Source organism: Cupriavidus sp. 207A1, assembly GCF_057798955.1.
Genome location: NZ_JBYOJO010000010.1, coordinates 124,440 through 147,756, shown reverse-complemented (window position 1 = coordinate 147,756; position 23,317 = coordinate 124,440). Strand labels below are relative to the sequence as shown.

General features: G+C 68.6%; 23 protein-coding genes. 11 read left to right on the top strand and 12 right to left on the bottom strand.

What is annotated here, in order from left to right; all coding sequences use genetic code 11:
* Nucleotides 1-44: 44 nt before the first annotated feature.
* The 6 genes from AC3FMM_RS19375 to AC3FMM_RS19350 all read right to left on the bottom strand — a co-directional run bounded on the left by AC3FMM_RS19375 (nucleotide 45) and on the right by AC3FMM_RS19350 (nucleotide 6,152).
* Entirely contained in the window at nucleotides 45-257 is a 213-nt protein-coding gene (locus AC3FMM_RS19375; protein WP_115682572.1) for a DUF3079 domain-containing protein, read from the bottom strand.
* A 91-nt stretch (nucleotides 258-348) separates the two neighbouring features.
* Complete coding sequence (locus AC3FMM_RS19370) at nucleotides 349-564, bottom strand: hypothetical protein (protein WP_115682571.1); 216 nt, start codon at nucleotides 562-564, stop codon at nucleotides 349-351.
* 105 nt (nucleotides 565-669) lie between these two features.
* Nucleotides 670-1,884, bottom strand: a complete 1,215-nt coding sequence (locus AC3FMM_RS19365) for an AI-2E family transporter (protein WP_488687304.1) — start codon at nucleotides 1,882-1,884, stop codon at nucleotides 670-672.
* 192 nt (nucleotides 1,885-2,076) lie between these two features.
* Complete coding sequence (locus AC3FMM_RS19360; protein ID WP_488687303.1) at nucleotides 2,077-3,498, bottom strand: aldehyde dehydrogenase family protein; 1,422 nt, start codon at nucleotides 3,496-3,498, stop codon at nucleotides 2,077-2,079.
* 29 nt (nucleotides 3,499-3,527) lie between these two features.
* Entirely contained in the window at nucleotides 3,528-4,439 is a 912-nt protein-coding gene (locus AC3FMM_RS19355) for a TauD/TfdA dioxygenase family protein (RefSeq protein WP_115713166.1), read from the bottom strand.
* A 42-nt stretch (nucleotides 4,440-4,481) separates the two neighbouring features.
* Nucleotides 4,482-6,152 carry a GMC family oxidoreductase gene (locus AC3FMM_RS19350; RefSeq protein ID WP_116314493.1) on the bottom strand — a complete coding sequence of 557 codons (1,671 nt, stop codon included), beginning with the start codon at nucleotides 6,150-6,152 and terminating at the stop codon, nucleotides 4,482-4,484.
* A gap of 200 nt (nucleotides 6,153-6,352) precedes the next feature.
* Here AC3FMM_RS19350 and AC3FMM_RS19345 point away from each other — a divergent pair, with 200 nt between their 5' ends.
* Nucleotides 6,353-7,063, top strand: coding sequence for a GntR family transcriptional regulator (locus AC3FMM_RS19345; RefSeq protein WP_115713168.1), 711 nt, complete (start codon nucleotides 6,353-6,355; stop codon nucleotides 7,061-7,063).
* A 183-nt stretch (nucleotides 7,064-7,246) separates the two neighbouring features.
* On the opposite strand, the gene AC3FMM_RS19340 is transcribed toward AC3FMM_RS19345, so the two are convergent.
* The 4 genes from AC3FMM_RS19340 to AC3FMM_RS19325 all read right to left on the bottom strand — a co-directional run bounded on the left by AC3FMM_RS19340 (nucleotide 7,247) and on the right by AC3FMM_RS19325 (nucleotide 10,973).
* Complete coding sequence (locus AC3FMM_RS19340; protein WP_414248771.1) at nucleotides 7,247-7,588, bottom strand: hypothetical protein; 342 nt, start codon at nucleotides 7,586-7,588, stop codon at nucleotides 7,247-7,249.
* A 64-nt stretch (nucleotides 7,589-7,652) separates the two neighbouring features.
* The gene (locus tag AC3FMM_RS19335) at nucleotides 7,653-8,177 is read right to left on the bottom strand and encodes a host attachment protein (RefSeq protein WP_488687302.1); all 525 of its coding nucleotides are present in this window, start codon (nucleotides 8,175-8,177) and stop codon (nucleotides 7,653-7,655) included.
* A gap of 215 nt (nucleotides 8,178-8,392) precedes the next feature.
* Nucleotides 8,393-9,961, bottom strand: a complete 1,569-nt coding sequence (locus AC3FMM_RS19330) for a sulfatase-like hydrolase/transferase (protein WP_488687301.1) — start codon at nucleotides 9,959-9,961, stop codon at nucleotides 8,393-8,395.
* A 34-nt stretch (nucleotides 9,962-9,995) separates the two neighbouring features.
* A complete protein-coding gene (locus AC3FMM_RS19325; protein WP_414248772.1) occupies nucleotides 9,996-10,973 on the bottom strand; it encodes a Bug family tripartite tricarboxylate transporter substrate binding protein in 978 nt (325 codons plus the stop codon).
* Between the two features lie 96 nt (nucleotides 10,974-11,069).
* On the opposite strand from AC3FMM_RS19325, the gene AC3FMM_RS19320 reads away from it, so the two are divergent.
* Nucleotides 11,070-11,621: a MarR family winged helix-turn-helix transcriptional regulator gene (locus AC3FMM_RS19320; protein WP_488687300.1), complete on the top strand. Its 552-nt coding sequence runs from the start codon at nucleotides 11,070-11,072 to the stop codon at nucleotides 11,619-11,621.
* 20 nt (nucleotides 11,622-11,641) lie between these two features.
* Here AC3FMM_RS19320 and AC3FMM_RS19315 read toward each other — a convergent pair whose 3' ends face one another.
* Nucleotides 11,642-12,583, bottom strand: coding sequence for a LysR substrate-binding domain-containing protein (locus AC3FMM_RS19315; RefSeq protein ID WP_115713174.1), 942 nt, complete (start codon nucleotides 12,581-12,583; stop codon nucleotides 11,642-11,644).
* 162 nt (nucleotides 12,584-12,745) lie between these two features.
* Here AC3FMM_RS19315 and AC3FMM_RS19310 point away from each other — a divergent pair, with 162 nt between their 5' ends.
* From AC3FMM_RS19310 to AC3FMM_RS19300, 3 genes are read left to right on the top strand one after another with little or no spacing between them, the layout of a single operon-like run.
* Complete coding sequence (locus AC3FMM_RS19310; RefSeq protein WP_116314487.1) at nucleotides 12,746-13,738, top strand: Bug family tripartite tricarboxylate transporter substrate binding protein; 993 nt, start codon at nucleotides 12,746-12,748, stop codon at nucleotides 13,736-13,738.
* Between the two features lie 53 nt (nucleotides 13,739-13,791).
* Nucleotides 13,792-14,814, top strand: coding sequence for a DUF1338 domain-containing protein (locus tag AC3FMM_RS19305; protein WP_414248774.1), 1,023 nt, complete (start codon nucleotides 13,792-13,794; stop codon nucleotides 14,812-14,814).
* A gap of 13 nt (nucleotides 14,815-14,827) precedes the next feature.
* The gene (locus AC3FMM_RS19300; RefSeq protein ID WP_488687299.1) at nucleotides 14,828-16,042 is read left to right on the top strand and encodes an aminotransferase-like domain-containing protein; all 1,215 of its coding nucleotides are present in this window, start codon (nucleotides 14,828-14,830) and stop codon (nucleotides 16,040-16,042) included.
* A gap of 28 nt (nucleotides 16,043-16,070) precedes the next feature.
* Here the strand turns inward: AC3FMM_RS19300 and AC3FMM_RS19295 are convergent, their stop codons facing one another.
* The gene (locus AC3FMM_RS19295) at nucleotides 16,071-16,895 is read right to left on the bottom strand and encodes a FadR/GntR family transcriptional regulator (RefSeq protein WP_025585039.1); all 825 of its coding nucleotides are present in this window, start codon (nucleotides 16,893-16,895) and stop codon (nucleotides 16,071-16,073) included.
* 428 nt (nucleotides 16,896-17,323) lie between these two features.
* Here AC3FMM_RS19295 and AC3FMM_RS19290 point away from each other — a divergent pair, with 428 nt between their 5' ends.
* The 6 genes from AC3FMM_RS19290 to AC3FMM_RS19265 all read left to right on the top strand — a co-directional run bounded on the left by AC3FMM_RS19290 (nucleotide 17,324) and on the right by AC3FMM_RS19265 (nucleotide 23,298).
* Entirely contained in the window at nucleotides 17,324-18,526 is a 1,203-nt protein-coding gene (locus AC3FMM_RS19290) for an ABC transporter substrate-binding protein (RefSeq protein WP_115682557.1), read from the top strand.
* A gap of 112 nt (nucleotides 18,527-18,638) precedes the next feature.
* The gene (locus AC3FMM_RS19285; protein ID WP_112776597.1) at nucleotides 18,639-19,496 is read left to right on the top strand and encodes a branched-chain amino acid ABC transporter permease; all 858 of its coding nucleotides are present in this window, start codon (nucleotides 18,639-18,641) and stop codon (nucleotides 19,494-19,496) included.
* Nucleotides 19,496-20,491 (top strand): branched-chain amino acid ABC transporter permease, encoded by a 996-nt coding sequence (locus AC3FMM_RS19280; RefSeq protein ID WP_414248776.1) that lies wholly within the window; start codon nucleotides 19,496-19,498, stop codon nucleotides 20,489-20,491. The genes AC3FMM_RS19285 and AC3FMM_RS19280 overlap by 1 nt, the downstream gene beginning before the upstream one ends.
* Nucleotides 20,488-21,264, top strand: a complete 777-nt coding sequence (locus tag AC3FMM_RS19275) for an ABC transporter ATP-binding protein (protein ID WP_488687298.1) — start codon at nucleotides 20,488-20,490, stop codon at nucleotides 21,262-21,264. The genes AC3FMM_RS19280 and AC3FMM_RS19275 overlap by 4 nt, the downstream gene beginning before the upstream one ends.
* The gene (locus AC3FMM_RS19270; RefSeq protein WP_062803034.1) at nucleotides 21,261-21,965 is read left to right on the top strand and encodes an ABC transporter ATP-binding protein; all 705 of its coding nucleotides are present in this window, start codon (nucleotides 21,261-21,263) and stop codon (nucleotides 21,963-21,965) included. Before AC3FMM_RS19275 ends, AC3FMM_RS19270 begins: the two co-directional genes overlap by 4 nt.
* A gap of 49 nt (nucleotides 21,966-22,014) precedes the next feature.
* Nucleotides 22,015-23,298 (top strand): Zn-dependent hydrolase, encoded by a 1,284-nt coding sequence (locus AC3FMM_RS19265; protein WP_326347483.1) that lies wholly within the window; start codon nucleotides 22,015-22,017, stop codon nucleotides 23,296-23,298.
* Nucleotides 23,299-23,317 lie beyond the last annotated feature (19 nt).

Genomic DNA, 23,317 nt, shown 5'->3' with positions numbered 1-23,317 from the left:
GCCGGGTCTTTGTCGTTGGGCCGGAGACAACGATTGTAATCCCGCTACCCGGGGGTGGTTCCGGACGGTGCCTTGGCGGACGGCGCCTCGATGCCCCAGTCGCCGCATTCGAGCCAGTCGTCGCCGAGCAGTTCGACGGGATGCTGGGTGCGGCTGGAGCCGTTGCCGCAGCGCATCGAGTCGACCGGGCAGTATTGGTCGCAGCCCCAGCAGATGCGCTCGGGATGGCTGGGATGGATGGGAAATTTCTTGGCCATGATGGCCGATTATGTCGACGCTTCCGGATCCCGGACTTGTGCGGGATCAAGGCGGCATCAACGGCGCCGTGACGCCAGGTCAGGGTCAAGATCAACGCCAGCCGTCGGCGTCGAGGCGCGTCCAGCGGTCGGGCGCTTCGCCGTCGTCGGACGCAAGCAGCAGTGTCTGGCCGCAGTGGCCGCAGCGGTACACGAACGCATTCTGTCCGCTCGCCATGCGCAGCGTCGCCGAAATCGCCAGTTGCGGATGCGGCGGCACATGGCCGGGGCGGTCCAGTTGCGACTCGCACAGGTCGCATAGAGACATGGTGGTTTCCTCCGCGCGAATGGCTGCGCCTGTAATGCTGTGGTGCAGCATTCGCTGTTTCAGTATAGCGGTGCAGCTCCGATACGACAGGTGCGCGAACGCACGCTACTCGCCAAGGAACTCGGCCACCACTTCCATGCCTTCAATGTGATCTGCCACCACCTTGGCGATGGTAATCAGCGGTATCGCCAGCAACATTCCCCACACGCCCCACAGCCACGTGAACAACAGCAGCGCCACGAACACCGCCACCGCGTTCATGCGCGCCATGCGGCCGGTCATCCACGTGGTGATGACCGAACCGATCAGCGTCGCGATCAACAGCGAGCCGCCCGCCGCCGCGGCGGCCATCCCCAGCGTGCCGAACTGCATGAACGTGACCATGCCCAGGCACAGCGCGATCGCCAGCGCGCCGAAGTAGGGCACCAGGTGCAGCGCCGCCGCCGCGATCGACCAGCTGCCGGCATTGTCGACTCCAAGCCATTTGAGCAGCAGCCAGGTGCACACGCCCAGGCCGGCGTTGGTCACCAGCAGCATCCCCATGTAGCGGCGGATCGAGCGGTTGACCTCGTCCAGCATGTGCACGCTGATCTTCTTTTCCGAGATGGTGGTGCCCACCATCTTGATGAACTTGCGCTTGAAGGTATCGCCGGCAAGCATCAGGAAATACAGCAGGAACACCACCACCACCGCCTGCGCCGCCATGGTGAAGATGCTGACCGAGCCGGCCAGCAGCATGTTGTTGATCTGGCCCGCCGACTGCTCCACTACAACGTGGGTGCCGCGCGCCGGCGGCGGCTGGCCGGTGCCGCTGAGCACGGTGGCGGCGCGGCGTATCTTCTGCCACATCGAGTCGTCGCCGCTGAGCAGCGCGCCGACGGATCGCGACAGCTTGCTCGCCATCTCCGGCAGGCTGTTGACCATCGACTCGACCTGGCCCTGCAGCAGGTAGGCGCCGCTGAGCAGGGCGGCGAGCAGTGCCAGCAGCACGATGGTGCTGGCCAGCGAGCGCGCCAGTCCCAGCCGCTGCAGCGCGCACACCAGCGGGTCGAGCAGGTAGGCCATCACCACCGCGATTACCACCGGCACCAGGAAGTCGCGCGCCACGTGCACGGCGTACAGCGAGAACAGCACCGCCAGCACCATCAGCGCGGTGCTGGCGCGATGCAGCGCGCCGGCGACGGCGGCATCGGTCAGCAGCGCGGGCGCTGGCGTGGACAGATCGGCGGCGGTGTCGGCGGGGCGACCAGCGTCGGTCAGTTGCGGGACGGGCTGCGCTGGCGGCAGCCCCGGGGCGGTGGGATCGGGAACAGTCGACATAGCCGGGCGCTTCGGCAAAAGGCCTGGCGCTACCCTCGAAGATAGCTTGCTGGCAGGCGATGGCTGTCGGACGCCGCCGCCTGCCGGTGTCAGACAAGCGCGGCAGTGCGCATGCATGCGCCGCGCAAACGACACCGCCCGGCGGCCAGCATGGCGCTGGCGGCCGGGCGGCGGGTAGCGGACCGGGCGACTTCAGCCCGTCACGGTCTTGGTCTCGAGGAACTCGGCGATGCCTTCGGGACCGTACTCGCGACCGTTGCCGGAAGTCTTGTAGCCGCCGAAGGGCGCGGTGAGATCCATCATCGCGCCATTGATGCGCACATTGCCGGCGCGCAGGCGCGCCGCCAGCCTGCGTGCGCGCGCCGGATCGGACGAGGCGACATAGGCGGCGAGGCCGAAGTCGGTGTCGTTGGCGATGGCCACGGCTTCCTCTTCGCTGTCGTACGGCAACAGGCACAGCACCGGCCCGAAGATCTCCTCGCGGGCGATGGCCATGTCGTTGCGCACATCGGCGAAGATGGTCGGGCGGGCATAGAAGCCGCGCTCGAGGCCGTCGGGGCGGCCCGGGCCGCCGGCGGCCAGCCGTGCGCCTTCCTCGATGCCGACGCCGATCAGGCGCTGCACCTTGTCGTACTGGCCGCGGTTGGATATCGGGCCCATCTTGGTGTGGGGATCGGACGGATCGCCGACCTTGACCGCATTGGCCACCGCCGCCGCGATCTGCACGGCTTCCTCGTAGCGTGCGCGCGGTACCAGCACGCGCGTGGGCGCCACGCAGGTCTGGCCCGAATTGACCATGCACTGGGCCACGCCGCTGGTTACCGCGGCCTGCAGGTCGGCGTCGTCCAGCACGATCAGCGGCGACTTGCCGCCCAGTTCCTGCGCCACGCGCTTGACGGTGGGGGCGGCGCTGATAGCCACTTCCACACCGGCGCGGGTCGAGCCGGTGATCGATACCATGTCGACCTGAGGATGCGACGACAGCGCGGCGCCGACCACGCGACCTTCGCCATAGAGCATGTTGAACACGCCCGGCGGCGTGCCGGCGGCATCCATGATCTCGGCGAAGATCTGTGCGTCCAGCGGCGCGATCTCCGAGGGCTTGAGCACCACGGTGCACCCCGCCGCCAGCGCCGGCGCCACCTTGGCCGCGATCTGGTTCAGCGGCCAGTTCCACGGCGTGATCAGCGCGGCCACGCCGATGGCCTCGCGCAGCACCAGGCTCTTGCCGCGCGGGCTTTCGAAAGCAAAGTCGCGCAGCGCCTGCAATGTCGCCTGCAATTGCCCCAGCCCGATCGCTGCCTGCAGGTTGGTGGCAAGCGTGATCGGTGCGCCGATCTCCTGGCGCACCGCCTGCGCCAGGTCGGGCATGCGCGCCTGGTAGGCGGCGATGATGCGCTCGAGCAGCGCAATGCGGGTTTCGCGGGGGGATAGCGACCACGCCGGGAAGGCCTCGCGCGCGGCGGCGACGGCGCGGTCCACGTCCGCGGCGGTGCCCATGGCGAGCCTGCCTGCCACCGCTTCGGTGGCCGGGTCGATGATGTCGGCCTGGGTGGCGCCCTCGGCGGGCTGCACCCATTTGCCGTGGATATAGAACTTGTCGACGATATGCATGCCGGTTGCCTCGATGGATTGGCGTCCGCTCAGGCCGGACGGTCGCCGATGATGGTGGCGCGGTTCATGTGGCGCACCGCGGGGAAGTAGTCCTGCACGGCGTAATGCTGCGTGGAGCGGTTGTCCCACAGCGCGATCGTGTCCGGCTGCCAGCGCAGCCGCACCTGGTACTCGGGTGCGGCGGCCTGGCGGTACAGGTACTGCATCAGGTCGAGTTCCGCCGGCCGGAAGTCGGAGCCGAAGCGATACGGCTGTTCCTTGGCGAAGTTGGCGAAGTGCGTGGTGAAGGCCTCGTTGACGAACAGGATCTTTTCGCCGGTCTCCGGATGGGTGCGTACCACCGGGTGCACCATGGGCGGATACTTGGCGCGCATCTCCGCGTACTTCTCCTCGCTCAGCGCGGTGCCGAACGCGGGCATGGCATCGTGCACCGCCTTCAGGTTGGCAATGCGGTCCTTCATCTCCTGCGGCAGGTTGTCGTAGGCCGCGGCCATGTTGATCCAGATGGTGTCGCCGCCGACCTCGGGGCACTCCAGGCAGCGCAGCATCGAGCCCATCGACGGGATCTCGCGCCACGACACGTCGGAGTGGTACAGGTTCTCGCGGCCGCGGGTCTTGTCGTTGCGGCCGAACACCACCAGTTCAGGATGCTCCGGATGGTTGGTGAACATCGGGTGGACTTCCAGCTCGCCGAAGCGCCGCGCCACCGCTACGTGCTGGGCCGGCGTGATGGCCTGCTTGCGGAAGAACAGCACCTTGTACTTCAGCAGCGCGCGGCGCAGCGAGAGATAGGTGTCGTGGTCGAGGGTCTCGCGGAAATCGATGCCCTCGACCTCGGCGCCGATGGTCGGCGTGCAGCGGCGCACGGTGAAGGGAAACGGCTCCGGCTCGAGCGCCCGGTAGTCATGCGGGCTGATGGTGGCGGGTGCGGTGGCTTGCATGGTGGGTCTCCTTGGTAGTGTTTGTGCCAATGCAGATGGGACTCAGCGGAGCGCGGCCCTGAGCAGGTCCGCGGCCTTTTCGCCGATCATGATGACCGGCGCGTTGGTGTTGCCGCCGACCAGGTTCGGCATGATCGAGGCATCGGCGACGCGCAGGCCCTGCACGCCGCGCACGCGCAGTTCCGGGTCGACCACGGCCATGTCGTCGACGCCCATCTTGCAGGTGCCGACCGGGTGGTAGACCGTATCGGCGTGGTTGCGCACGAAGTCCTGGATCGCCGCCTCGTTGCCGCTGTCGGGGCCGAACGCATCGGTCAGCACCTCGCGCCCGCCGTGCTGCGCCAGTGCGGGCTGGGCGAAGATGCGGCGAATCGCGCGCACCCCTTCGACCATGCCGGCCATGTCTTCCTCGGCCGACAGGAAGCGCGGATCGATCAGCGGCGCTTCGCGCGTGTCGGCGCTGCGCAGGCGCACGTGGCCGCGGCTCTTGGGGCGCAGCACGCAGGCATGGCAGGAGTAGCCATGACCGAGATTGCCCAGGTTGCGGTTGCCTAGCAGCGCCACCGCGAAGTGCAGTTGCAAGTCGGGAATCTCGAGTTCGGGGCGGGTGCGCAGGAACGCGCCGGCCTCGGCGATATTCGAGGTCACCATGCCGGTGCGCGTGCGCCGGTAGCGCATCACCTCGCGCGCGAGCCGCAGCATGCCGCGGCCGGTCTTGCCGAACAGCTCGGTGGTCTGCAGTTGCTTGTTGACGATGATGTCGAGATGATCCTGCAGGTTCTCGCCCACGCCCGGCAGTTCGTGGACCACGTCGATGCCAATCTCGCGCAGGTGCGCGGCCGGGCCGATGCCCGAGGCCAGCAGCAGCTGCGGTGAGTTGAAGGCGCCGCCGCTGAGCACGATCTCGCGCCGCGCGCGCAGCACCTGCACCGTGCCGCCACGGACCACCTCCACGCCGGTGGCGCGCTTGCCGTCGAACAGGATGCGCAGTGCCTGCGTATCGGTCATCACCGCCAGCCCGCGGCGGCCACCGTTCAGCGCGGCGTCGGCTGCGTTGCCGCTGTGCAGGTAGGCGCGCGCCGCGTTCCAGCGCTCGCCGTTGTGCTGCGTCACCTGGTACAGGCCAGCGCCCTCCTGGGTGGCGCCGTTGAAGTCGTCGTTGCGTGGCAGCCCGGCCTGCATCGCGGCCTCGACGAAGCGCTGGGCGAACGGGTTGGGCGAGCGCAGGTCGCTGACGTGCAGCGGACCGTCGTCGCCGTGCAGCGGATCCTGCTTCGCGCCAAGGCGGGGATTGCGCTCGCTGCGGCGGAAGTAGGGCAGCACGTCGTCGAAGCCCCAGCCGCGGCAGCCCAGCGCAGCCCAGTCGTCATAGTCGCGCCGGTGGCCGCGGATATAGACCATGCCGTTGATCGAGGAGCTGCCGCCCAGGCCGCGCCCGCGCGGCTGATAGGAGCGGCGGCCGTTCAGCCCCGCCTGGGGCTCGGTGTAGTAGGCATAGTTGCGCGGCCCGGCCCTGGGCACCACGGCGGCGATGCCGACCGGCGCCCAGATCGCGTAGTGATGGTCATGCGGTCCCGCCTCGAGCAGCGCCACCGTGACGCTGGCGTCCTCGGCCAGGCGCCCGGCCACGGCACAGCCCGCCGATCCCGCGCCGATGACGATGTAGTCGAACTCCGCCGGCGCGCCGGCGGTGTCTTTTGCCCTGGTTTCCAATTGAGTTGTCTCCTGTGTTGCCAGCACGCGGTGATGGTGGGGGCGCAGAGCGCTGGTGACGACGGATACTGCCATTACCTGTTATAACAGGTCAATAGGTTATGACGGTACCTGTCATGATAGGTATAATCCGCCTCACACTAATCCGCCTCACTAATCCGCATCACTCAGTTCGGAGCCGCCCGCGGGGCGGGACACACGTGGCGCTGCCCAGGTTCAAAGAGATCGAAAGCGAGATTCGCCAGCGAATCGCCAGCAACACCTTCGCCCCCGGGGCGAAGCTGCCGTCCGAGGCCGAACTGATGGCCGAGTTCGGCGTCAGCCGCATCACCGTGCGGCAGGCCCTGTCCGGCCTGCACAACGCCGGCCTGATCGAGAAAGTGAACGGCAAGGGCAGTTTCGTGACGCGGCCGGCCGATACCCCCAGCCTGGGCGCGCTGACCGGTTTCTACGAGACCGGCCGGGCGCGGGGCCAGTTGGCCTACGGCAAGCTGGCATCGGTGCGGCTGTTGCGGGCGCCGCCCCATGTGGCGGCGGCGCTGAGCCTGCAGCCGGGCGAGAAGGTGCTGAGCGTGGCCACGGTGCGCTACTGGGACGACGTGGCGGTCGCGTATTTCAACCTGATGGGGCCCGAGCCGCTGATGCGCCGCATGGTGCAGGAAGATGTCGAGACCAACGACGCCATGGCGCTGTTCGAAAGCCGGCTGGGGTATCGCTTTCGCGACGTGGCGATGGAAGCCAGCGCGATCCCGGCGCCGGCCGACGTGGCCCGCAAGCTCGGCGTCGCCGAAGGGCTGCCGTTGTTGCGCCTGCGCTGCACGCCGTACGACATCGACGGCACGCCGCTGTTCTGCGCGGACTTGCTGTTCCGGCCGGACCGCTATGCCTACAAGTGGACGCTGACGCGCTAAAGTGCCGAGTCCAAGGCCGGCGGTTGCAGCAAGCGCCGCAACGGCGCGCCGAGCCCGCAGTCATCAGGTACCCGCACGGTAACTTTTACCGGCCGCACGTACTTCTTACTGCGGCGCAGGACCCGCGGCGGCGCCGTGCCCGCGGCGCCGCAGCGCTGCACTCGCCCACCCCAATCTGGTACGTCAGTTGCGTCTTCTCCAGCGCAGCGGCGCCATCGGCGCCTCGCCGGCAGGCTGCGCCATGCAGCAAGGCTTGCCGCCAACCTGCCAGATGGAGGACAACATGAAAACACCCTTGCGCATCGGCACAGCCTTGCTCGCACTTGGCATCCTGGCGGGTTGCACCGCCACCGGCAGCACCAGCGGTTCCGGCTCGCTCTCCGGATCGGGTTCGGTGACGGAACAGAACCGCAGCCGCAGCACGCCTGGGGCAGGCACATCCACCGGCACCTCCGGCGCGACCAGCACCACAAGCCCGAGCGGTACCTCGAGCGGCGGCAGTGGCGCCGCCAGCGGTTCCGGCACCGCCCGCTGACGACGGCGCAGCCGCCTGCGCCAGCACGGGCGGCTGCGTTGTCATGCCTTCCCGCTATCGGTCGCGCCCGGTATTGACGCGTTCGTCGCGCCGCGCCGGCACGATGCCTTCATCGGCCAGCCGCTGCTGCAGGTCGTTGTTGGCCACGTACTTGAAGTCCTTGTCGATTTCCCTGGTGATCACATCAGTGACGCTGGACGGCAGGGTCTTGCGCAACAGCCCCAGGAAGCGCGGCGCCGCGATCAGCGCCAGTTCATCGAAGCGCTGCTTGTTGCGCGCGTCGTCCAGGTAATCGGCCACGCGCCGGGCAAACAGCTGCGCTTCCTGATGCAACTCGTCCTCGCCCGCCGAAGAAGTGACCGTCGACGGTCCGACCTGGTGAGCGCCGGGGTGTCCCGCATCGCCCTGGACGGCGGCCTGTCCGCGGCGGCCGTAGGCGTCGCGGCGCAGGTCGGCGCGGTCGGCATGCGCGGCCGCGTCGGTGATTTCCTCGACGACTTCCAGCGGCGCGCTGTCGCCGTGCGAGGCAAAGATGCGGGCGACGGATTCATCCGCCACCAGGATCCAGATGTTCTTCATGATCGCTCCGGTTGCCGGCCCGAACACAGGGCCCTCCGGCAACCGTTGCAAGGGATACGCCATCCGGACTGGCGCCACGTTTTGGCTGCAGGCGGCGCCAGACGCGGCCTGAGATGCCGGTCGCGGCACACGGTTGCAGTATCGACAGGCAAACCGTGCAACTTTTTCAGGCAACCGGCACTGGGCGCTCAGGCGCCAGGGCGGTAGCGATCGGATTACCAGACGCCGAAGAACACCCCGGCCTGCTTGTACACATTGGTCTTGGCCGCGACCTCTTCGTTGGTCACCGTCACGCGCGGCTTGAGCGTGCAGAACCAGTCCAGCAGGCGCAGCCGCATGGCGCCGCGCACGGCTTCATGCCCGGGGTCGGAGCCCAGGTCAAAGTACTCTTCCGGATCGTTGTGCAGGTCGAACAGCTGCGGCCGGAAGCCCTGCCAGTGCACGTATTTCCAGCGCGCATCGCGCACCATCCAGGCGCGGCATTCGCCGGGATGGCGGCCCAGCGCGACGCGCGCGCCGCGATAGGCATAGTCCAGCTCGGAGACCACGGCATCGCGCCACGCACCCGCACCGTCGCGCTCGCTGGCGCGCGTCAGGTCCAGCAGCGAGCGGCCTTCGACGCGGTGGTCGGCCGGCGGCAGCCCCAGTGCATCGAGCACCGTCGGCACCACGTCGACCGCGCTGACCAGGCTGTCCTGCGCGGTGCCGCGGGTCGCATCGGCCTGCGGAGAAGGGTCGTAGACGATCAGCGGAATGTTCTGCACGGTGTCGTAGAACTGCTCCTTCTCGCCCAGCCAGTGGTCGCCGAGGAAGTCGCCATGGTCGGCGGTGAAGACGATCAGCGTGTCGTCCCAGCGGCCCAGCCGGTCCAGCTGTTCCCACAGCAGCCCCAGCCGGTCGTCGATCTGCTGGATCAGGCCCTGGTAGGCGGGGCGCACGGTGTCCGAGACCTCGGCGCGCATGAAGTTGGCGCATTCCTCCTGCGTACGATAGGCCGACAGCACCGGATGCGGGTCTTCCAGTTCGGCGTGGTGGCGCTGCAGTGGCAGGCAGTCATCAAGCGAATAGGCGGCGTGGTACGGCGCGGGCGCGAGGTAGGGCCAGTGCGGCTTGACCAGCGACAGGTGCAGCACCCACGGATCGTCGCCGCGCGCGGCGATGTACTGCATCGCCTGGCCGACGGTGTAGGCGGTCTCGGAATGCGGCTCGGCCACCCGCGCGGGCAGCCCGGCATTACGCATGTGCCAGCCCGAGACGATCTCGCCGTGCGCGTTCTCGGCGCTGATCACATAGTCGGTCCACGGGTCGGCGCTGTCGTAGCCTTGCCGGCGCAGCCAGTCGGCATAGGCGCTGCGCGGCTCGGCATGGTGGCCGTCGTGGCGGTCGACTTCGGTGAAGTGGCCGCTGCGCAGCAGCGTCTCCAGCTCGGTGCCGCCGTCCAGGTGCAGCCGCGTCAGGTTCGCGTGGTCGGGCATCACATGGGTCTTGCCCGCCAGCGCCAGCGCGCGGCCGCTGTGCTTCAGGTATTCGCCCAGCGTGACTTCTCCGACCGACAGCGGCACTCGGTTCCAGGTGGCGCCGTGGCTGCTGACGTAGCGGCCGGTGTAGAAGCTCATGCGGCTGGGGCCGCAGACGCCGGAGGTGACATAGGCGCGGTCGAAGCGCACGCCGCGCGCGGCCAGGGCATCGATATTGCGCGTGCGCAGCGTCGGGTGCCCGTAGCAACCGAGATGGTCGCGCCGCAGCTGGTCGCACATGATGAAGAGGGTATTGCGGATCGTCATGGTCGGTAAGGTTGCGGGAAGCCGGCTGGCGGTGTCAGTCGCCGGTATAGCCCGAGGCCTTGACCACCGGCGCCCATTTGGCGGCGTCGGCCTTCAGCACCCCGGCGAAGGCCTCGGCGGGCCCGGTGGCGGGTTCGAGCCCGAGCTTCAGGAATTTGTCGCGCACGTCGGGCGACTGCACCGCCTTGACGATGGCGGCATTGAGCCGCGCCAGCGCCGCGCGCGGCGTGCCTGCCGGCGCCAGCACGCCATAGCGGCCTTCGCCCTCGATGCCCTGGTAGCCAAGTTCGGTGAAGGTGGGAACCTCCGGCAGCGCCACCGAACGGTGCGTGCCGGAAGTCGCCAGCACGCGGATCTTGCCGGCGCGGTGCATCTCGGTCAGGTCGGCGAGGGTGTCGACCGAGGCCGGCACCTGCCCGCCGACCAGTGCGCTCATCAGCGGCGCCGAGCCGTTGAACGGCACGTGCAGCATGTCGACGCCCACCTGCTTGCCGATCATCAGCCCGAAGAAATGCGGAATGCTGCCGAGCGCGGGCGAGGCGTACGAGTTGTTCTGCGCTCCGGCCCTGAGCCACGCCACGTAATCCTTCAGCGTGCGCGCGGGGCTGCCCGGCCCGGTGGCCAGCGCCAGCTGGAAGTTGGCGGCCTGCGCTACCGGGGTGAAATCGCGCTGGATATCGTAGTTGAGCTTGCGGTAGACCAGCGGCGCGATGGTCATCACCGCCGAGTTGGCCACCACCAGCGTATTGCCGTCGGCGGGCTGCGTGCGCGCGTAGTCCATCACCAGCCGCCCGCCGGCGCCGGGCTTGTTCTCGATCACCACGGTCTGGTTCAGGGTCTCGCGCAGCTTGTCGCCGACCAGGCGCGCGGCCAGGTCGGCGGTGCCGCCGGCGGGGTAGCCCACCAGGATGCGCAGCGGCCGGTCCGACTGCGCGCTGGCCGGCGCGGACCAGGCCGCGGCGACTGCCAGCAGGCATGCGACGAGGCGGGGAACGAAGTTGCTGGGGCTCACGGTGTCTCCTGTCTGTTATGCGCCGGCGGCCGGCTTGGAGAGGAAGCTAACACCCGTCGATATAATTGACAAAGTCAACTAAATCGAAGGTGTGGCATGGCGCGCGACAACGACGGCAACCGCCTGCAGCGGCCCCGCCGGCTGGCCGATTTCATCAACTACCGGGTCTACCATCTGAACCGGGTCGCGCTGGGCGCGGCCGCGCTGCACCTGCGCGCGCGGGCGGACGTGACGCGGCGCGAATGGCGCATGATTTCCTTCCTGGGGGAGCAGCCCGGCACGCGGCTGACCGAACTGGCGCAGAGCGCCGGCCTCGACAAGGTGCTGGCCAGCCGCGCCGTGCACGCGCTGGTGGAACGCGGCCTGGTGCGCCGGGAAACGCGCGCGCAGGACCGGCGTGCGGCCGCGTTCACGCTGACGGAGGAGGGCGAGGCGGTCTACCGCGCCGCCTTTGCGCAGGCGCGCGACTTCAATACGCAATTGGCCGCCTGCCTGACGGCCGAAGAGGCGCGGGTGCTGTCGCGCTGCCTCGACAAGCTGCAGGCGCAGGCCGGCGCCATGCTGGCCGAGGCCCAGGCGTTGCCGCAGCCGGCGGGCGAGGCGCCGGCGTGGGAGCTGCAGCGGGTATGGCGCGGGGAGAAGGGGTAGGCCGCGCACGCCTGCAGCCTTCAATCCCGCGCGGCTGACTTGGGGCCGGCAGATCCCACGCCCTGGCCCTCGGCAAATGCCGAGGCCGCCTCGAGCAGCCACGCGCGCAGATGCTGCATGGCATGGCTCATCGGGCGCGTATCGGGCTGTACCAGGTAATACGCGCTGGTGGAGCGCAGCGAGCGGGCCACGGGGCTCACCAGTTGCCCGCTCGCCAGGTACTCTTCCACCAGGAAACGCGGCACCAGGCCGATGCCCAGGCCGGCCCGCGCCGCGGCGATCACCATGCTGTGGTGGTCGAAGCGGGCCCCGCGCATGGCGTTGACGTCATCGATGCCGGCTGCCTCCATCCATTGCTTCCAGCCGAAACTGCGCGTGGCCAGGTGCAGCAGCGGCGCATGCGCGATGTCGTTCGCGTCAAGGCGCTTCTTGCGGCCGAACAGCTGCGGGTGGCACACCGCCACGGATTCCTCGCCGAACAACAGATCCGCCCGCGCGCCGGGATAGACCGCTTCGCCGAAGTGGATCGCCGCATCGTAGGGCGTGCCGTCGAACAGGAACACGTCGGACTGGGCGCTGATATTGACCACCACCCGGGGATGGCGCGCGTAGAAATCGGGCAGCCGCGGGATCAGCCATTCGACCGCCAGGGTCGGCACGCACGCAAGCTCGACGGTGCCGCCTGCGCCTTCATGCGCCATCACCTCCAGCGTGTCGCGCTGCAGCTTGCGCAGCATCTCGCGCACCTGGACGCTGTAGAGCGCACCGGCCGCGGTCAGCGTGATGCGCTGGTTGGCGCGGTGGAAGAGTTGCACGCCGAGCAGGCTTTCCAGCGCGGCAATCTGGCGCGATACCGCGCTTTCCGTGATGAACAGGTCGGCGGCGGCGCGGCGCAGGTTGAGGTGCAGCGCGGCGGCTTCGAAGGCGCGCAGGCTGGAAAGGCTGGGAAGGCGTTGCCGCATCGCGGGAAGGGAAGGGTAGTTGATGACATAAAGTCATCATCCTATACCGAAATCTCGCTTGAACCGGCGGACTTGATGAGAAATGATTCAGCCCTGGTGCCGCGGCCCCCACCATCGCGGCACCGCCATAACGACAACCATCAGGTAGACAGGAAAACAACAATGAAACGCTTGTTCAGCGCGCTGGCCGCCGGCACTTTCGCCTTTGGCATGACCCTATCCGGCATCGTCGCCGCCGAGGATTTCCCCGCCAAGCCCGTCCGCATCATCGTGCCGTACCCGCCGGGCGGCACTACCGACATGGTGGCGCGGCTGGTCGGCGAACGGCTCGCGCTGCAATGGAAACAACCGGTGCTGGTGGAGAACCGGCCCGGGGCGGGCGGCATCGTGGGCACCGGCGTCGCCGCCAAGTCCACCGCCGACGGCTATACGCTGCTGATGGGGTCGGTGGGCGAGTTCGGCATCAATCCCACCCTGTACAAGAAGCTGCCCTATGACGCCGTGGCCGATTTCGCGCCGGTGACGATGGTGGCGCGCGTGCCCAACGTGGTGGTGCTGTCGCCCGCCTTTGCCGAGCGCGCGCACGTGCAGACGCTGGCCGAGTTCATTACCTACCTGAAGGCCAATCCGAAGCGCGTCAACATGGCGTCGGCGGGCAACGGCACCTCGACGCACCTGGCCGGCGAGCTGTTCCAGCGCATGACCGGCACCGAGATGAGCCACGTCGCCTACAAGGGCAGCAGCCCGGCGATTGCCGACCTGATGGGCGGCAGCGTCGACGTGATGTTCGACAACCTGCCGGCATCGCTGCCGTTCGTGCGCTCCGGCAAGCTCAAGGCGCTGGCGGTGACCACGCCGGCGCGCTCGTCGGCGCTGCCCAACGTGCCGACCGTGGCCGCCGCCGGTCCGGTGGCGGGCTTCGACGCCAGCCCGTGGTTCGGCCTGCTGGCGCCGCGCGGCGTATCCAGCGCGGTGGCGCAGAAGATCAGCCAGGACCTGGCGCGCGCGCTCGGCGATCCCGCCGTGCAGTCCCGCATGCGCGACCTCGGCGCGGAACCCGCGCCGAGCACTCCCGAAGCCTTCGCCGAGGTGCTGAAGAAGGACCGCCAGAAGTGGGGGGAGATCGTGCGCCTGTCCGGCGCTTCGGTGGACTGAAAGCCGTCATTGATTTCCATCTCGTTATCCGGCCGATGAGCCCTACCTGCATCATGAGCAATAACATCAACCAACTCGTTTCCCTGCACCTTGGCGCCGCCGGCGCCGAGCGCCTGTCCGCGCTGGTGAGCGCGCCCACGCAGCTGCCGGCCGGCGCAGCCGGGCGCCCGTCGCGCGCGGAGATTGCCCATGCGCTGAACCTGGTGCTGTTCGCCGGCATCCTGGAGCGCGTGCCGACCGGCAAGGCCTACACCGAAGACGTGGCCGCAGCGGGCGGCAAGGTCCACTTCGACCATGGCGCGCTGCGCACCGTGCGCTGGCCCGACCACGGCGCGCTGCCAGCCGGCGAGGCCGCCTTCACGCGTATCCTGCGGCCGCTGGGCTACCGCCTCAACGGCACCTATCCGCTCGACCGCATCGGCATGACCGGGCGCTCGTACGCGCATGAAGACGCGCCGGAAGAGATCGCGCAGTTCTTTGTCAGCGAACTGCACCCGGAGCGTTTCAGTGAAGGCTTCCAGCAGGCCGTCAGCCGCGTCCTGGAAACTTCGGTCGATCCGCTGACGCCGCGCGCGCAGGCACTGCTGTGGGAGCTCGAGCGCGAAGGGTCGTTGCCGCTGGCGGATGCCGGCGAGCTGATCGGTGCGCTGGCGCGCTGCTTCGAACGCCATCACGCAGCGCCGCGGCTGGCCGATTACGAGGCCCTGCTGGCTGAATCGGCCGAGATGGCGTGGATCGCCACCGAGGGCAATGCCTTCAACCACGCCACCGACCGCGTCGAAGACGTGTTCGCCCTGGCCGAGGCGCAGAAGCGCCTGGGCCGGCCGATCAAGGACAAGGTGGAGGTGTCGCGCAGCGGCCGCGTGCGCCAGACCGCGTTCCGCGCCGACCCGGTGCGCCGCGCCTTTGTCGGCGCGGACGGCGCCGAGGTGGTGCGCGAGGTGCCGGGCTCGTTCTACGAGTTCATCACCCGCGACCGCTACGTCGATGACGCGCAGGCGGTCACGCGCACCGACCTGGGCTTCGATGCGGGCAATGCGCAGGGCATCTTCAAGATGACCGCCGCGGCATGCTGACGCCGAGCCGACCATGACCGTCGCCTACCCGTTCGTTCCCGCGCTGCGCGAGCCGGAAGGCTCGCCGATCCGCGAGCTGTTCAAGTACCTGTCGGATCCGGAGATGATCTCCTTCGCGGGCGGCTATCCGTCCGCCGCGCTGTTCGATGCCGACGGCATCGGCGCCGTGTCCGCGCAGGCGCTGCGCGAGCGGCCCGCCGAATGCCTGCAGTACGGCGCTACCGAAGGCGCGCCCGTGCTGCGCGACGCCCTCGTGACGCTGATGGCCGGGCGCGGTGCCGCCGTGACGCGGGACCAGCTGCTGGTCACCAGCGGCTCGCAGCAGGGCTTTGATTTCCTGGTACGAGCGCTGGTCGAGCCGGGCAGCGTGGTGCTGGTCGAGGAGCCGACCTATTCGGCGACATTGCAGGCGCTGCGGCTGGCGGGCGCCGACGTGCGCGGCGTGCCGTCCGACCAGCACGGCATGGACGTCGACGCGCTCGCGGCGATGCTGGCCGACGGCGCGGCGCGCCCGCGGCTGATCTACACCGTGCCGACCTTCGCCAACCCGACCGGCGCCACGCTGTCGCCCGCGCGCCGGCTGCGGCTGCTGGAGCTGGCGGCGCGGCACCAGGTGGTGCTGGTCGAAGACGATCCCTATGGCGCGCTGAGCTTCGACGGCGCCGCGCCGCCGTCGCTGCTGGCGCTGTGCGACCAGGTGCCCGGCGCACGTCCGTGGCTGGTGCACCTGGCCAGCCTGTCGAAGACGCTGGCGCCCGGCTTGCGCATCGGCTGGATGGTGGCCGCGCCGGAAATCATCCGCCGCGCGGTGATTGCCAAGCAGGTGTCGGATCTCTGCACGCCGCCGTGGATCCAGCTGGCGGTCGCGCAATACCTGGCGGACGGGCGGCTGCCGGCGCAGGTGGAGCGCGAGATCGCGTTCTACCGCGACAAGCGCGACCGGCTGGCCCAGGCGCTGTGGCAGGCCTTCGGCGAGCGGATCCGCTTTGCCTTGCCGGCTGGCGGCATGTTCCTGTGGGCTGCGCTGGAGGGCGTCGACGATGCCGCCGCGCTGCTGCCGCATGCGATCGCCGAAAAGGTGTTGTTCGTACCCGGGGCCGGCTTCTACGCGCAGCGCCGCGCACGGCCCGCGTTCCGGCTGTCGTTCGCCGGCGCGGCGCCGGAGCAGATCGCCGAAGGCGTGGCGCGGCTGAAGCGGGCGGCGGCGCGCCTGGACGCGGCTGGCTGACGCGAGCGCGGGTGCGCCGGTCCGGGGTTCATTCGTCGTCCGCCGGCAGCATCCGGCCGCGCCGCGGCATCTCGGAGTCCAGCACCAGGCGGCCGTGGACCCGCCCGTTCATGCGCGTGACGTAATGCGTGCACTCTTCCATATGCGCCGACATCAGCGCGCGCACCGTCTCGGCGTCGCGCTGGCGTGCCGCCTCGACAATGCGCTTGTGGAACTTGACGTTGGCCGCGCCGAATTTCTCGTGCTCGCACGCAGGGGTGTCGTTGCCGAATACCACCAGCTGGCGAATCATCTCGTTGATCAGCTCGCATGAGAACCGCAGCATCGGGTTGGGATTGGCGGCGGCCAGGATGTCGTGGAAGGTCAGGTCTTCCTGGCGCTGGTCCAGCAATGGGGTCGCCGCCGCGGCCGAGGCCGGGTCGCACAGGTCGATGGTGCGCTCCAGCGCCTTGAAATCGTCATCGGTCAGATGCGGCACCGCGCCGGCGGCCAGCTCCGGCTCCAGCAGCCGGCGCACGGTGTAGATGTCGGCAATGCCGACGTCCTTGAAGAACAGGTAGTTCTGCATCAGCTGGAAGGTGCGGTCCAGCGGCACTTCGACGATCGTGCCGCCGCCCGCCGGCCCGGTGCTGACCCGGATCAGGCCCTGTACCTCCAGCGACTTCAGTGCCTCGCGGATGGTGCTCTTGCTGACCGAGAACATCTGCTGCAGCTTGACCTCGTGCGGCAGCTTGTCGCCCGGGCGCAGGTTGCGCTGGGTAATCAGCCGCTTGAGCTCTTCCGCCACCAGGTCCGCGCGCTTCTGCTTGCGGATCTCGATGGCCCCGGTCTTGCCCTCCCGAAACATCGCCATTGCTCTTTCCTTGTCATGCGCCGCAAGCCATGGAGGCCCGGGCGCTTGCATTCTAGCCAAGCGCGCCGGCGCAGGGCCGCGGCTTGCCCCAGGCGCGTGCATGCTGCCCGATTCACTGGCATGGCCGGGGCTCCGCCCGCACCTGTCTGTCGTCCCGTCGCCTCATGCGCGGCGCACGCAGCGCCATGCGCCGAGGGTGCGTAAACCCTGACCTTTCCTTTGTTGACAACGATTCCGGCCGACTCCTAAGATGATTCTATTCTATTTATACGTATAAATAGAATAAACAGGTTCGATTCTTGCTCGGGCAGTCTCCGCGCCGGGCGAAAGTCACCAGCATGTCGGGGAGACGGCGCAGCGCCAGGCCATGGCGTTGGCCAGACTTTCGCCCCCGTGCAGCCCGATCCCCACATAACGAGGAGTGAGCCTTGAATCGTCGTGACCTGCTGAAACTGGCGGCGTTGTCCGCCGTTCCCACCTCCCTGATCCATGGCCGCAGCGCCCTTGCCGCCGGCGAAGCACTGGAATTCGGCTGCCCGGTGCCGATGTCGGGCGCCTTCGCCGCCAACGGCAAATTCGCCGACCTGGGCATGCGGCTCGCCATCGACCAGTACGGCCAGGTGCTGGGCCGGCCGCTGCGCTACAGCGTGCTCGATACCGAAGGCAAGCCCGCCACCGCGGTGCGCAAGGTGCAGGAGCTGGCGCAGCAGAAGGCGGCGCGCTATTTCGCGGGCGGCATCCTGTCGTCCGAATCGCTGGCCATGGGCAAGGAGGCGGAGAAGTTCGGCGGCGTGTTCGTGACCACCGCGGGGGCCGACGAGATCACCGGCAAGGACTGCAACCGCGCCACTTTCCGCTGGTCGGTGCCGACCTTCGGCGCGATCGAGCGCACCGTGCGGCCGCTGATCGAATCGATGCCCAAGGCGAAGCGCTGGTACACCATCACGCCGCAATACGTGTTTGGCGACGGGTTGCTGTCGGCGGCGAAGGCGATCTTCAAGGAGAAGGGCATCGAGCACGTGGGCAACAGCTACCACGCCCTGACCGAGAAAGAGTTCAGCGGCTACCTGACCAATGCGCTGGCCGCCAAGCCGGACGTGCTGCTGATCCTGAACTTCGGCTCGCAGTCCGCCGACACGCTGCGCCAGGCAGTCAGCTTCGGCATGAAGAAGAACACCACCATCCTGCTGGCGTGGGCCTCGGGGCTGGAGCAATTCGAGTCGCTCGGTGCTGACCTGTGCGAGGGCGTTTACTTCGGCGCGCAGTACTGGCACGGCGTCGATACGCCGCTGAACCGCGACCTGGTCAAGCGCACCCAGGCCAAGTTCAAGTCCAATCCCAACTACAGCCTGGCGGGCTCGTACATCTGCACCAAGATCATGGTGGACGGCATGATCAAGGCCGGCAGCGCCGATCCGAAGGCGGTGGTCGCCGCGCTCGAGGGCATGAAGTACGAGGGCCTGACCGGGCCGGAGGAAATCCGCGCCGCCGACCACCAGGTGCTGAAGAACTACTACCTGCTCAAGGGCAAGGCCAAGTCGCGCATGAAGGATAAAGACGACTACGCCGAGATCGTCAGCGTCGGCAAGGCCTTCCTGCCGGTCGAGCAGACCCAGTGCAAGATGGCCTGATGCCCTGACACTGCGGGGCGGCCGCCCCGCCGATTCGCACAACTGAAGCACACCGAAGCACCGTGCCGCGCAGTCCCGCGCGGCATGGAGGCTTCCTACATCCGTACGACTCATGAACGTCTATCTGTTGCAGGTGATCAACGGCGTTGGGATAGGCATGCTCTACTTCCTGCTGGCGGTAGGGCTGTCGATCGTGTTCGGCCTGTTGCGCTTCGTCAATTTCGCGCATGGCGCTTTCTATGCGCTGGGTGCCTACCTCTGCTTCCAGGCGCTGCAGATCGGAATGAACTTCTGGGTGGCGCTGGTATTCGCTCCGATCATCATCGGCGCGCTGGCCTGGCTGACCGAGAAGGTCATGCTGCGCCACGTCTATGCGCAGCCGCACGAGTTCCACATCCTGGTCACGGTGGGCTTGGCGCTGGCCATCCAGGAACTCATCATCGTCGGCTGGGGGCCGCTCGGCGTCGACGTGCCGCCGCCGGATGCGCTGCAGGGCGTGGTGATGTGGGGCGACTTCGTCTATCCCAAGTACCGCCTGTTCGTGATCGGCTTCACCGGCCTGCTGGCCATCGGCCTGTGGTGGCTGCTGGAAGGCACGCGTCTGGGCAGCGCGGTGCGCGCGGGCAGCGAATCGACCGAAATGGTGTCGCTGCTCGGCATCAACGTGTTCCGCCTGTTCAGCCTGATGTTCGCGCTGGGTGCCGCCACCGCGGCGATCGCCGGCGTGCTGGCCGCGCCGATCCGCGGCGCCGAGCCGTTCATGGGCGTCGAGGCGCTGGGCGTGGCCTTTATCGTGGTCGTGGTCGGCGGCATGGGCAGCTTCACCGGCGCGCTGGTGGGCGGCTTGCTGGTGGGGGTGGTGCAGAGCCTGATGAGCACGCTGTGGCCCGAGGGCGCGCGGCTGATGATCTATGTCGCCATGGCCGCGGTGCTGCTGCTGCGTCCGCATGGCTTGCTGGGGAGAGGATGATGGCGATGCAAAGACAATGGCTCCTGCGCTACCGCTTCTGGTGGCTGGCACTTGGCGTCACGCTGCTGCTGCCACTGACGATGCGCTCCGGCACGCTCGCCACCGAAGTGCTGATCTACGCGATGGCGGCGATGGCGTGCAACCTGCTGCTCGGCTACACCGGCCTGCTGTCGTTCGGCCAGGGCATCTTCTTCGGGCTGGGCAGCTATGCGGTGGGGCTGGCATTGACGCGCGCCAGCCTGCCGGTGCCGCTGGCGCTGCTGCTGGCGATCGTGATCGGCGCGGCCGCGGCGGCGCTGGTCGGCTGGTTCGCCATCCGCCAGCGCGGTACCTACTTCGTGATGCTGACGCTCGCGTTCGCGCAGATGTTCTACTTCCTCGCCTATACGGCGCCCGGCATCACCGGCGGCGACAACGGCCTGCTGGACATCCCGCGTCCGCCCTTGTCCGTCGCCGGTAATGCGCTGGTGTCGCTGGCATCGCCGTGGCAGTTCTATGGTTTCGTCGCGGTGCTGTTCCTGGCGGTCTTCCTTGCGGTGCTGCGCGTGACCGAGTCGGTGCTGGGGCGCACGCTGCTGGCGATCCGCGACAACGAAGAGCGCGCCCTGGCGGTCGGCTACAACGTCAAGACGTTCAAGCTGCTGGCCTTCATGGTGTCCGGCGCGGTCACCGGGCTGGCCGGCGCGCTGCACGCCATGCTGACCGGCATCGCGCCGCTGACCAATATCGACTACCACGCCAGCGAGATGATCCTGGTGATGACCGTGATCGGCGGCACCGGCAATATCTTTGCCTCGGTGCTGGGCGCCGCCTTCTACGTGCTGCTGGCGGACTGGCTGTCGACGCTGTGGCCGCGCTGGCTGATGCTGCTCGGTTTCCTGCTGATCGCCGTCAGCCTGTTCATGCAGCGCGGGCTGTGGGGGTTGGGCGCCGCGGCATGGGATCGCCTGCGCGGCGCACGCCGCGCGCCCGTCACGCAGGAGGAACGCGCATGAACACCAACACCACTCCCATCCTCGAAGCCACCGGCATCGTCAAGCAGTACGGCAAGTTCATGGCGCTCGGCGGGGTCGACCTGCGCGTGATGCCGGGCACGATCCATTCGGTGATCGGCCCCAACGGCGCCGGCAAGACCACGCTGTTCCACATGCTGACCGGCACCAAGGAAGTCAGCGCCGGCCGCATCGTCTTCGACGGCAAGGATGTCACGGCCGAGGCCGACTACCAGCGCGTGCAGCGCGGCATCGCGCGTTCGTTCCAGGTCACCAGCCTGTTCCCGAGCCTGCCGGTGCGCGAGAACCTGCGCCTGGCCGCGCTGGGCACGTCGCCGCGCAAGGCCATGAGCGGATGGCGCCTGCCGGTCGGTGAGCTGGCCTGTGGCGCGGTGGTCGACCAGGTGCTCGAACGGCTGGAACTGGCGCGCGTTGCGGACAGCGCTGCGGGCGTGCTGTCGCACGGCCAGCAGCGGCGGCTGGAGGTCGGCATGGCGCTGGCCGCGCGGCCGCGCGCGATCTTCCTGGACGAGCCCACCTCGGGCATGGGCGTCGACGACCTCGGCGCGATGAAGCGGCTGATCCGTGGGCTGGCGCAGGACCACACCGTCGTGCTGATCGAACACAACATGGACATCGTCATGGATATCTCGGACACCGTCACGGTGATGCAGCAAGGCAAGGTGCTGATGGAAGGGCCGCCCGCGGCCGTGCGGGGCGACCCGCGCGTGCGCGCCGCCTATCTGGGCAACATGATTACCGGAGGCAAGGGATGATGCTCGATGTTCAGGAGATCCATGGCTACTACGGCAAGAGCCATGTGCTGCAGGGCGTGTCGCTGGCGGTCGGCGAAGGCGAGTTGGTCACGCTGCTGGGGCGCAACGGCGCCGGCAAGTCGACCACGCTCAAGGCCATCGCCGGCGTGGTCCAGCCGCGCGGCGGGCGCGTCATTTTCCGCGGCAAGGACGTCGCCGGCATGCCGCCGCACCGTATTGCCGCCGAAGGCCTGTGCCTGGTGCCCGAGCACCGCGGCATCTTCAAGCTGCTGACGGTGGAAGAGAACCTCAAGCTGGCCGCGCGCCGCGACTCGCCGTGGCAGCTGCAGGACATCTACCGCATCTTCCCGCGCCTGCGCGAGCGGCGCGGCAACGGCGGCGCGCAGCTGTCCGGCGGCGAACAGCAGATGCTCGCGATCGGGCGCGCCATGATGAACCATCCGCGCCTGCTGATGCTCGACGAGCCGGTCGAAGGGCTGGCCCCGGTGATCGTGGAAGAGATCGTGGCGCAGCTCAAGGTCATCAAGGCCGCGGGCGTGCCGATCCTGCTGGTGGAGCAGAATCTGGAGGTCTGCACGCAGCTGGCCGACCGCCACGTGATCATCGAGCAGGGCAGGGTGGTCTACACCGGCAGCAACGACGCGTTCCGCGCCGACGAGGCGGTCAAGGACCGCTATCTCGGCGTCGGCCTGGCGGCTTGAACCCCGATGATGGAGGCCGCAACGCCGGCCGACCGATACGAGGAATGACATGACGACATTGCAAGCAGCGCGCGCGGCCGCGGCGAGCGCCGGCGCGCGCGCCGACCTGCGCATCGACGGCCAGCGCCTGTGGGACACCCTGATGCGCCTGGCCACCATCGGCGCCACGCCCAGGGGCGGCGTGTGCCGGCTGGCGCTGACCGACCTGGACCGCCAGGGCCGCGACTTCTTCGTCGCCGAGGCCCAGGCGGCCGGATGCACGATTCGCGTCGATGCCATCGGCAATATCTTCGCGCGGCGAGCCGGGCGCGACGACACCCTGCCGCCGGTGATGACCGGCAGCCATATCGACACCCAGCCGACCGGCGGCAAGTTCGACGGCAACTACGGCGTGTTCGCCGGCATCGAAGTGCTGCGCACGCTGGCCGACGCCGGCATCGTCACCGACGCCCCGCTGGAGGTCGCGGTCTGGACCAACGAGGAAGGCTCGCGCTTCGTGCCGGTGATGATGGGCTCGGGCGCGTTTATCGGCGAGTTCGCGCTGGCGGACATGCTGCAGCAGCGCGACCGCGACGGCATCAGCGTCGGCCACGCGCTGCAGGCCATCGGCTATGCCGGGCCGGAACCGGTTGGTGCGCGACCGGTCGGCGCCTACTTTGAAGCGCATATCGAACAAGGCCCGGTGCTGGAGGCCAACGACACCACCATCGGCGTGGTTACGGGCGCGCTCGGCCAGCGCTGGTACGACGTGGTGCTGACCGGGATGGAAGCGCATGCCGGCCCCACGCCGATGGCGCTGCGCAAGGACGCGCTGCTGGCGGCGTCGGAGCTGGTCGGCATCGTCAACCGCATCGCGCTCGATCATCCCCCGCATGGCCGCGGCACGGTGGGTTGCCTCGGCGTGCATCCCGATTCGCGCAACGTCATCCCCGGCAAGGTCACGATGACAGTGGACCTGCGCGCCGGCGACGACACGGTGCTGTCGGCGATGGACGCGGCGCTGCGCGGGCAGGTTGTCGCACTGGCGGCGCGCAGCGGCATCGCCATCGATCTGCGGCAGGTGGTGTACTTTCCGCCGCAGCCGTTCGATGCGCGGCTGGTCGAGGCGGTGCGCAACGGCGCGCAACGGCTCGGCCATTCCGCCATGGACGTGATCAGCGGCGCCGGCCATGACGCGGTCTACCTGGCCCGCGTCGCCCCGGCCGCGATGATCTTCGTGCCGTGCAAGGACGGCATCAGCCACAACGAAATCGAAGATGCCCGGCCCGAGCACCTGGAGGCCGGCTGCAACGTGCTGCTGCACGCCATGCTCGATGCCGCCACGCGGCCCTGAACCCGGAACGGACTGCCCG

Excerpts from the sequence above, each read along its gene's own strand:
- AC3FMM_RS19275 (WP_488687298.1), top strand. The coding sequence starts at position 20,488 with ATGAACACCAACACCACTCCCATCCTCGAAGCCACCGGCATCGTCAAG.
- AC3FMM_RS19280 (WP_414248776.1), top strand. The coding sequence starts at position 19,496 with ATGGCGATGCAAAGACAATGGCTCCTGCGCTACCGCTTCTGGTGGCTG.
- AC3FMM_RS19320 (WP_488687300.1), top strand. The coding sequence starts at position 11,070 with ATGGCGCGCGACAACGACGGCAACCGCCTGCAGCGGCCCCGCCGGCTG.
- AC3FMM_RS19265 (WP_326347483.1), top strand. The coding sequence starts at position 22,015 with ATGACGACATTGCAAGCAGCGCGCGCGGCCGCGGCGAGCGCCGGCGCG.
- AC3FMM_RS19355 (WP_115713166.1), bottom strand. The coding sequence starts at position 4,439 with ATGCAAGCCACCGCACCCGCCACCATCAGCCCGCATGACTACCGGGCG.
- AC3FMM_RS19295 (WP_025585039.1), bottom strand. The coding sequence starts at position 16,895 with ATGGCGATGTTTCGGGAGGGCAAGACCGGGGCCATCGAGATCCGCAAG.
- AC3FMM_RS19305 (WP_414248774.1), top strand. The coding sequence starts at position 13,792 with ATGAGCAATAACATCAACCAACTCGTTTCCCTGCACCTTGGCGCCGCC.
- AC3FMM_RS19370 (WP_115682571.1), bottom strand. The coding sequence starts at position 564 with ATGTCTCTATGCGACCTGTGCGAGTCGCAACTGGACCGCCCCGGCCAT.
- AC3FMM_RS19335 (WP_488687302.1), bottom strand. The coding sequence starts at position 8,177 with ATGAAGAACATCTGGATCCTGGTGGCGGATGAATCCGTCGCCCGCATC.
- AC3FMM_RS19365 (WP_488687304.1), bottom strand. The coding sequence starts at position 1,884 with ATGTCGACTGTTCCCGATCCCACCGCCCCGGGGCTGCCGCCAGCGCAG.
- AC3FMM_RS19315 (WP_115713174.1), bottom strand. The coding sequence starts at position 12,583 with ATGCGGCAACGCCTTCCCAGCCTTTCCAGCCTGCGCGCCTTCGAAGCC.
- AC3FMM_RS19300 (WP_488687299.1), top strand. The coding sequence starts at position 14,828 with ATGACCGTCGCCTACCCGTTCGTTCCCGCGCTGCGCGAGCCGGAAGGC.
- AC3FMM_RS19360 (WP_488687303.1), bottom strand. The coding sequence starts at position 3,498 with ATGCATATCGTCGACAAGTTCTATATCCACGGCAAATGGGTGCAGCCC.
- AC3FMM_RS19285 (WP_112776597.1), top strand. The coding sequence starts at position 18,639 with ATGAACGTCTATCTGTTGCAGGTGATCAACGGCGTTGGGATAGGCATG.
- AC3FMM_RS19310 (WP_116314487.1), top strand. The coding sequence starts at position 12,746 with ATGAAACGCTTGTTCAGCGCGCTGGCCGCCGGCACTTTCGCCTTTGGC.
- AC3FMM_RS19375 (WP_115682572.1), bottom strand. The coding sequence starts at position 257 with ATGGCCAAGAAATTTCCCATCCATCCCAGCCATCCCGAGCGCATCTGC.
- AC3FMM_RS19270 (WP_062803034.1), top strand. The coding sequence starts at position 21,261 with ATGATGCTCGATGTTCAGGAGATCCATGGCTACTACGGCAAGAGCCAT.
- AC3FMM_RS19330 (WP_488687301.1), bottom strand. The coding sequence starts at position 9,961 with ATGACGATCCGCAATACCCTCTTCATCATGTGCGACCAGCTGCGGCGC.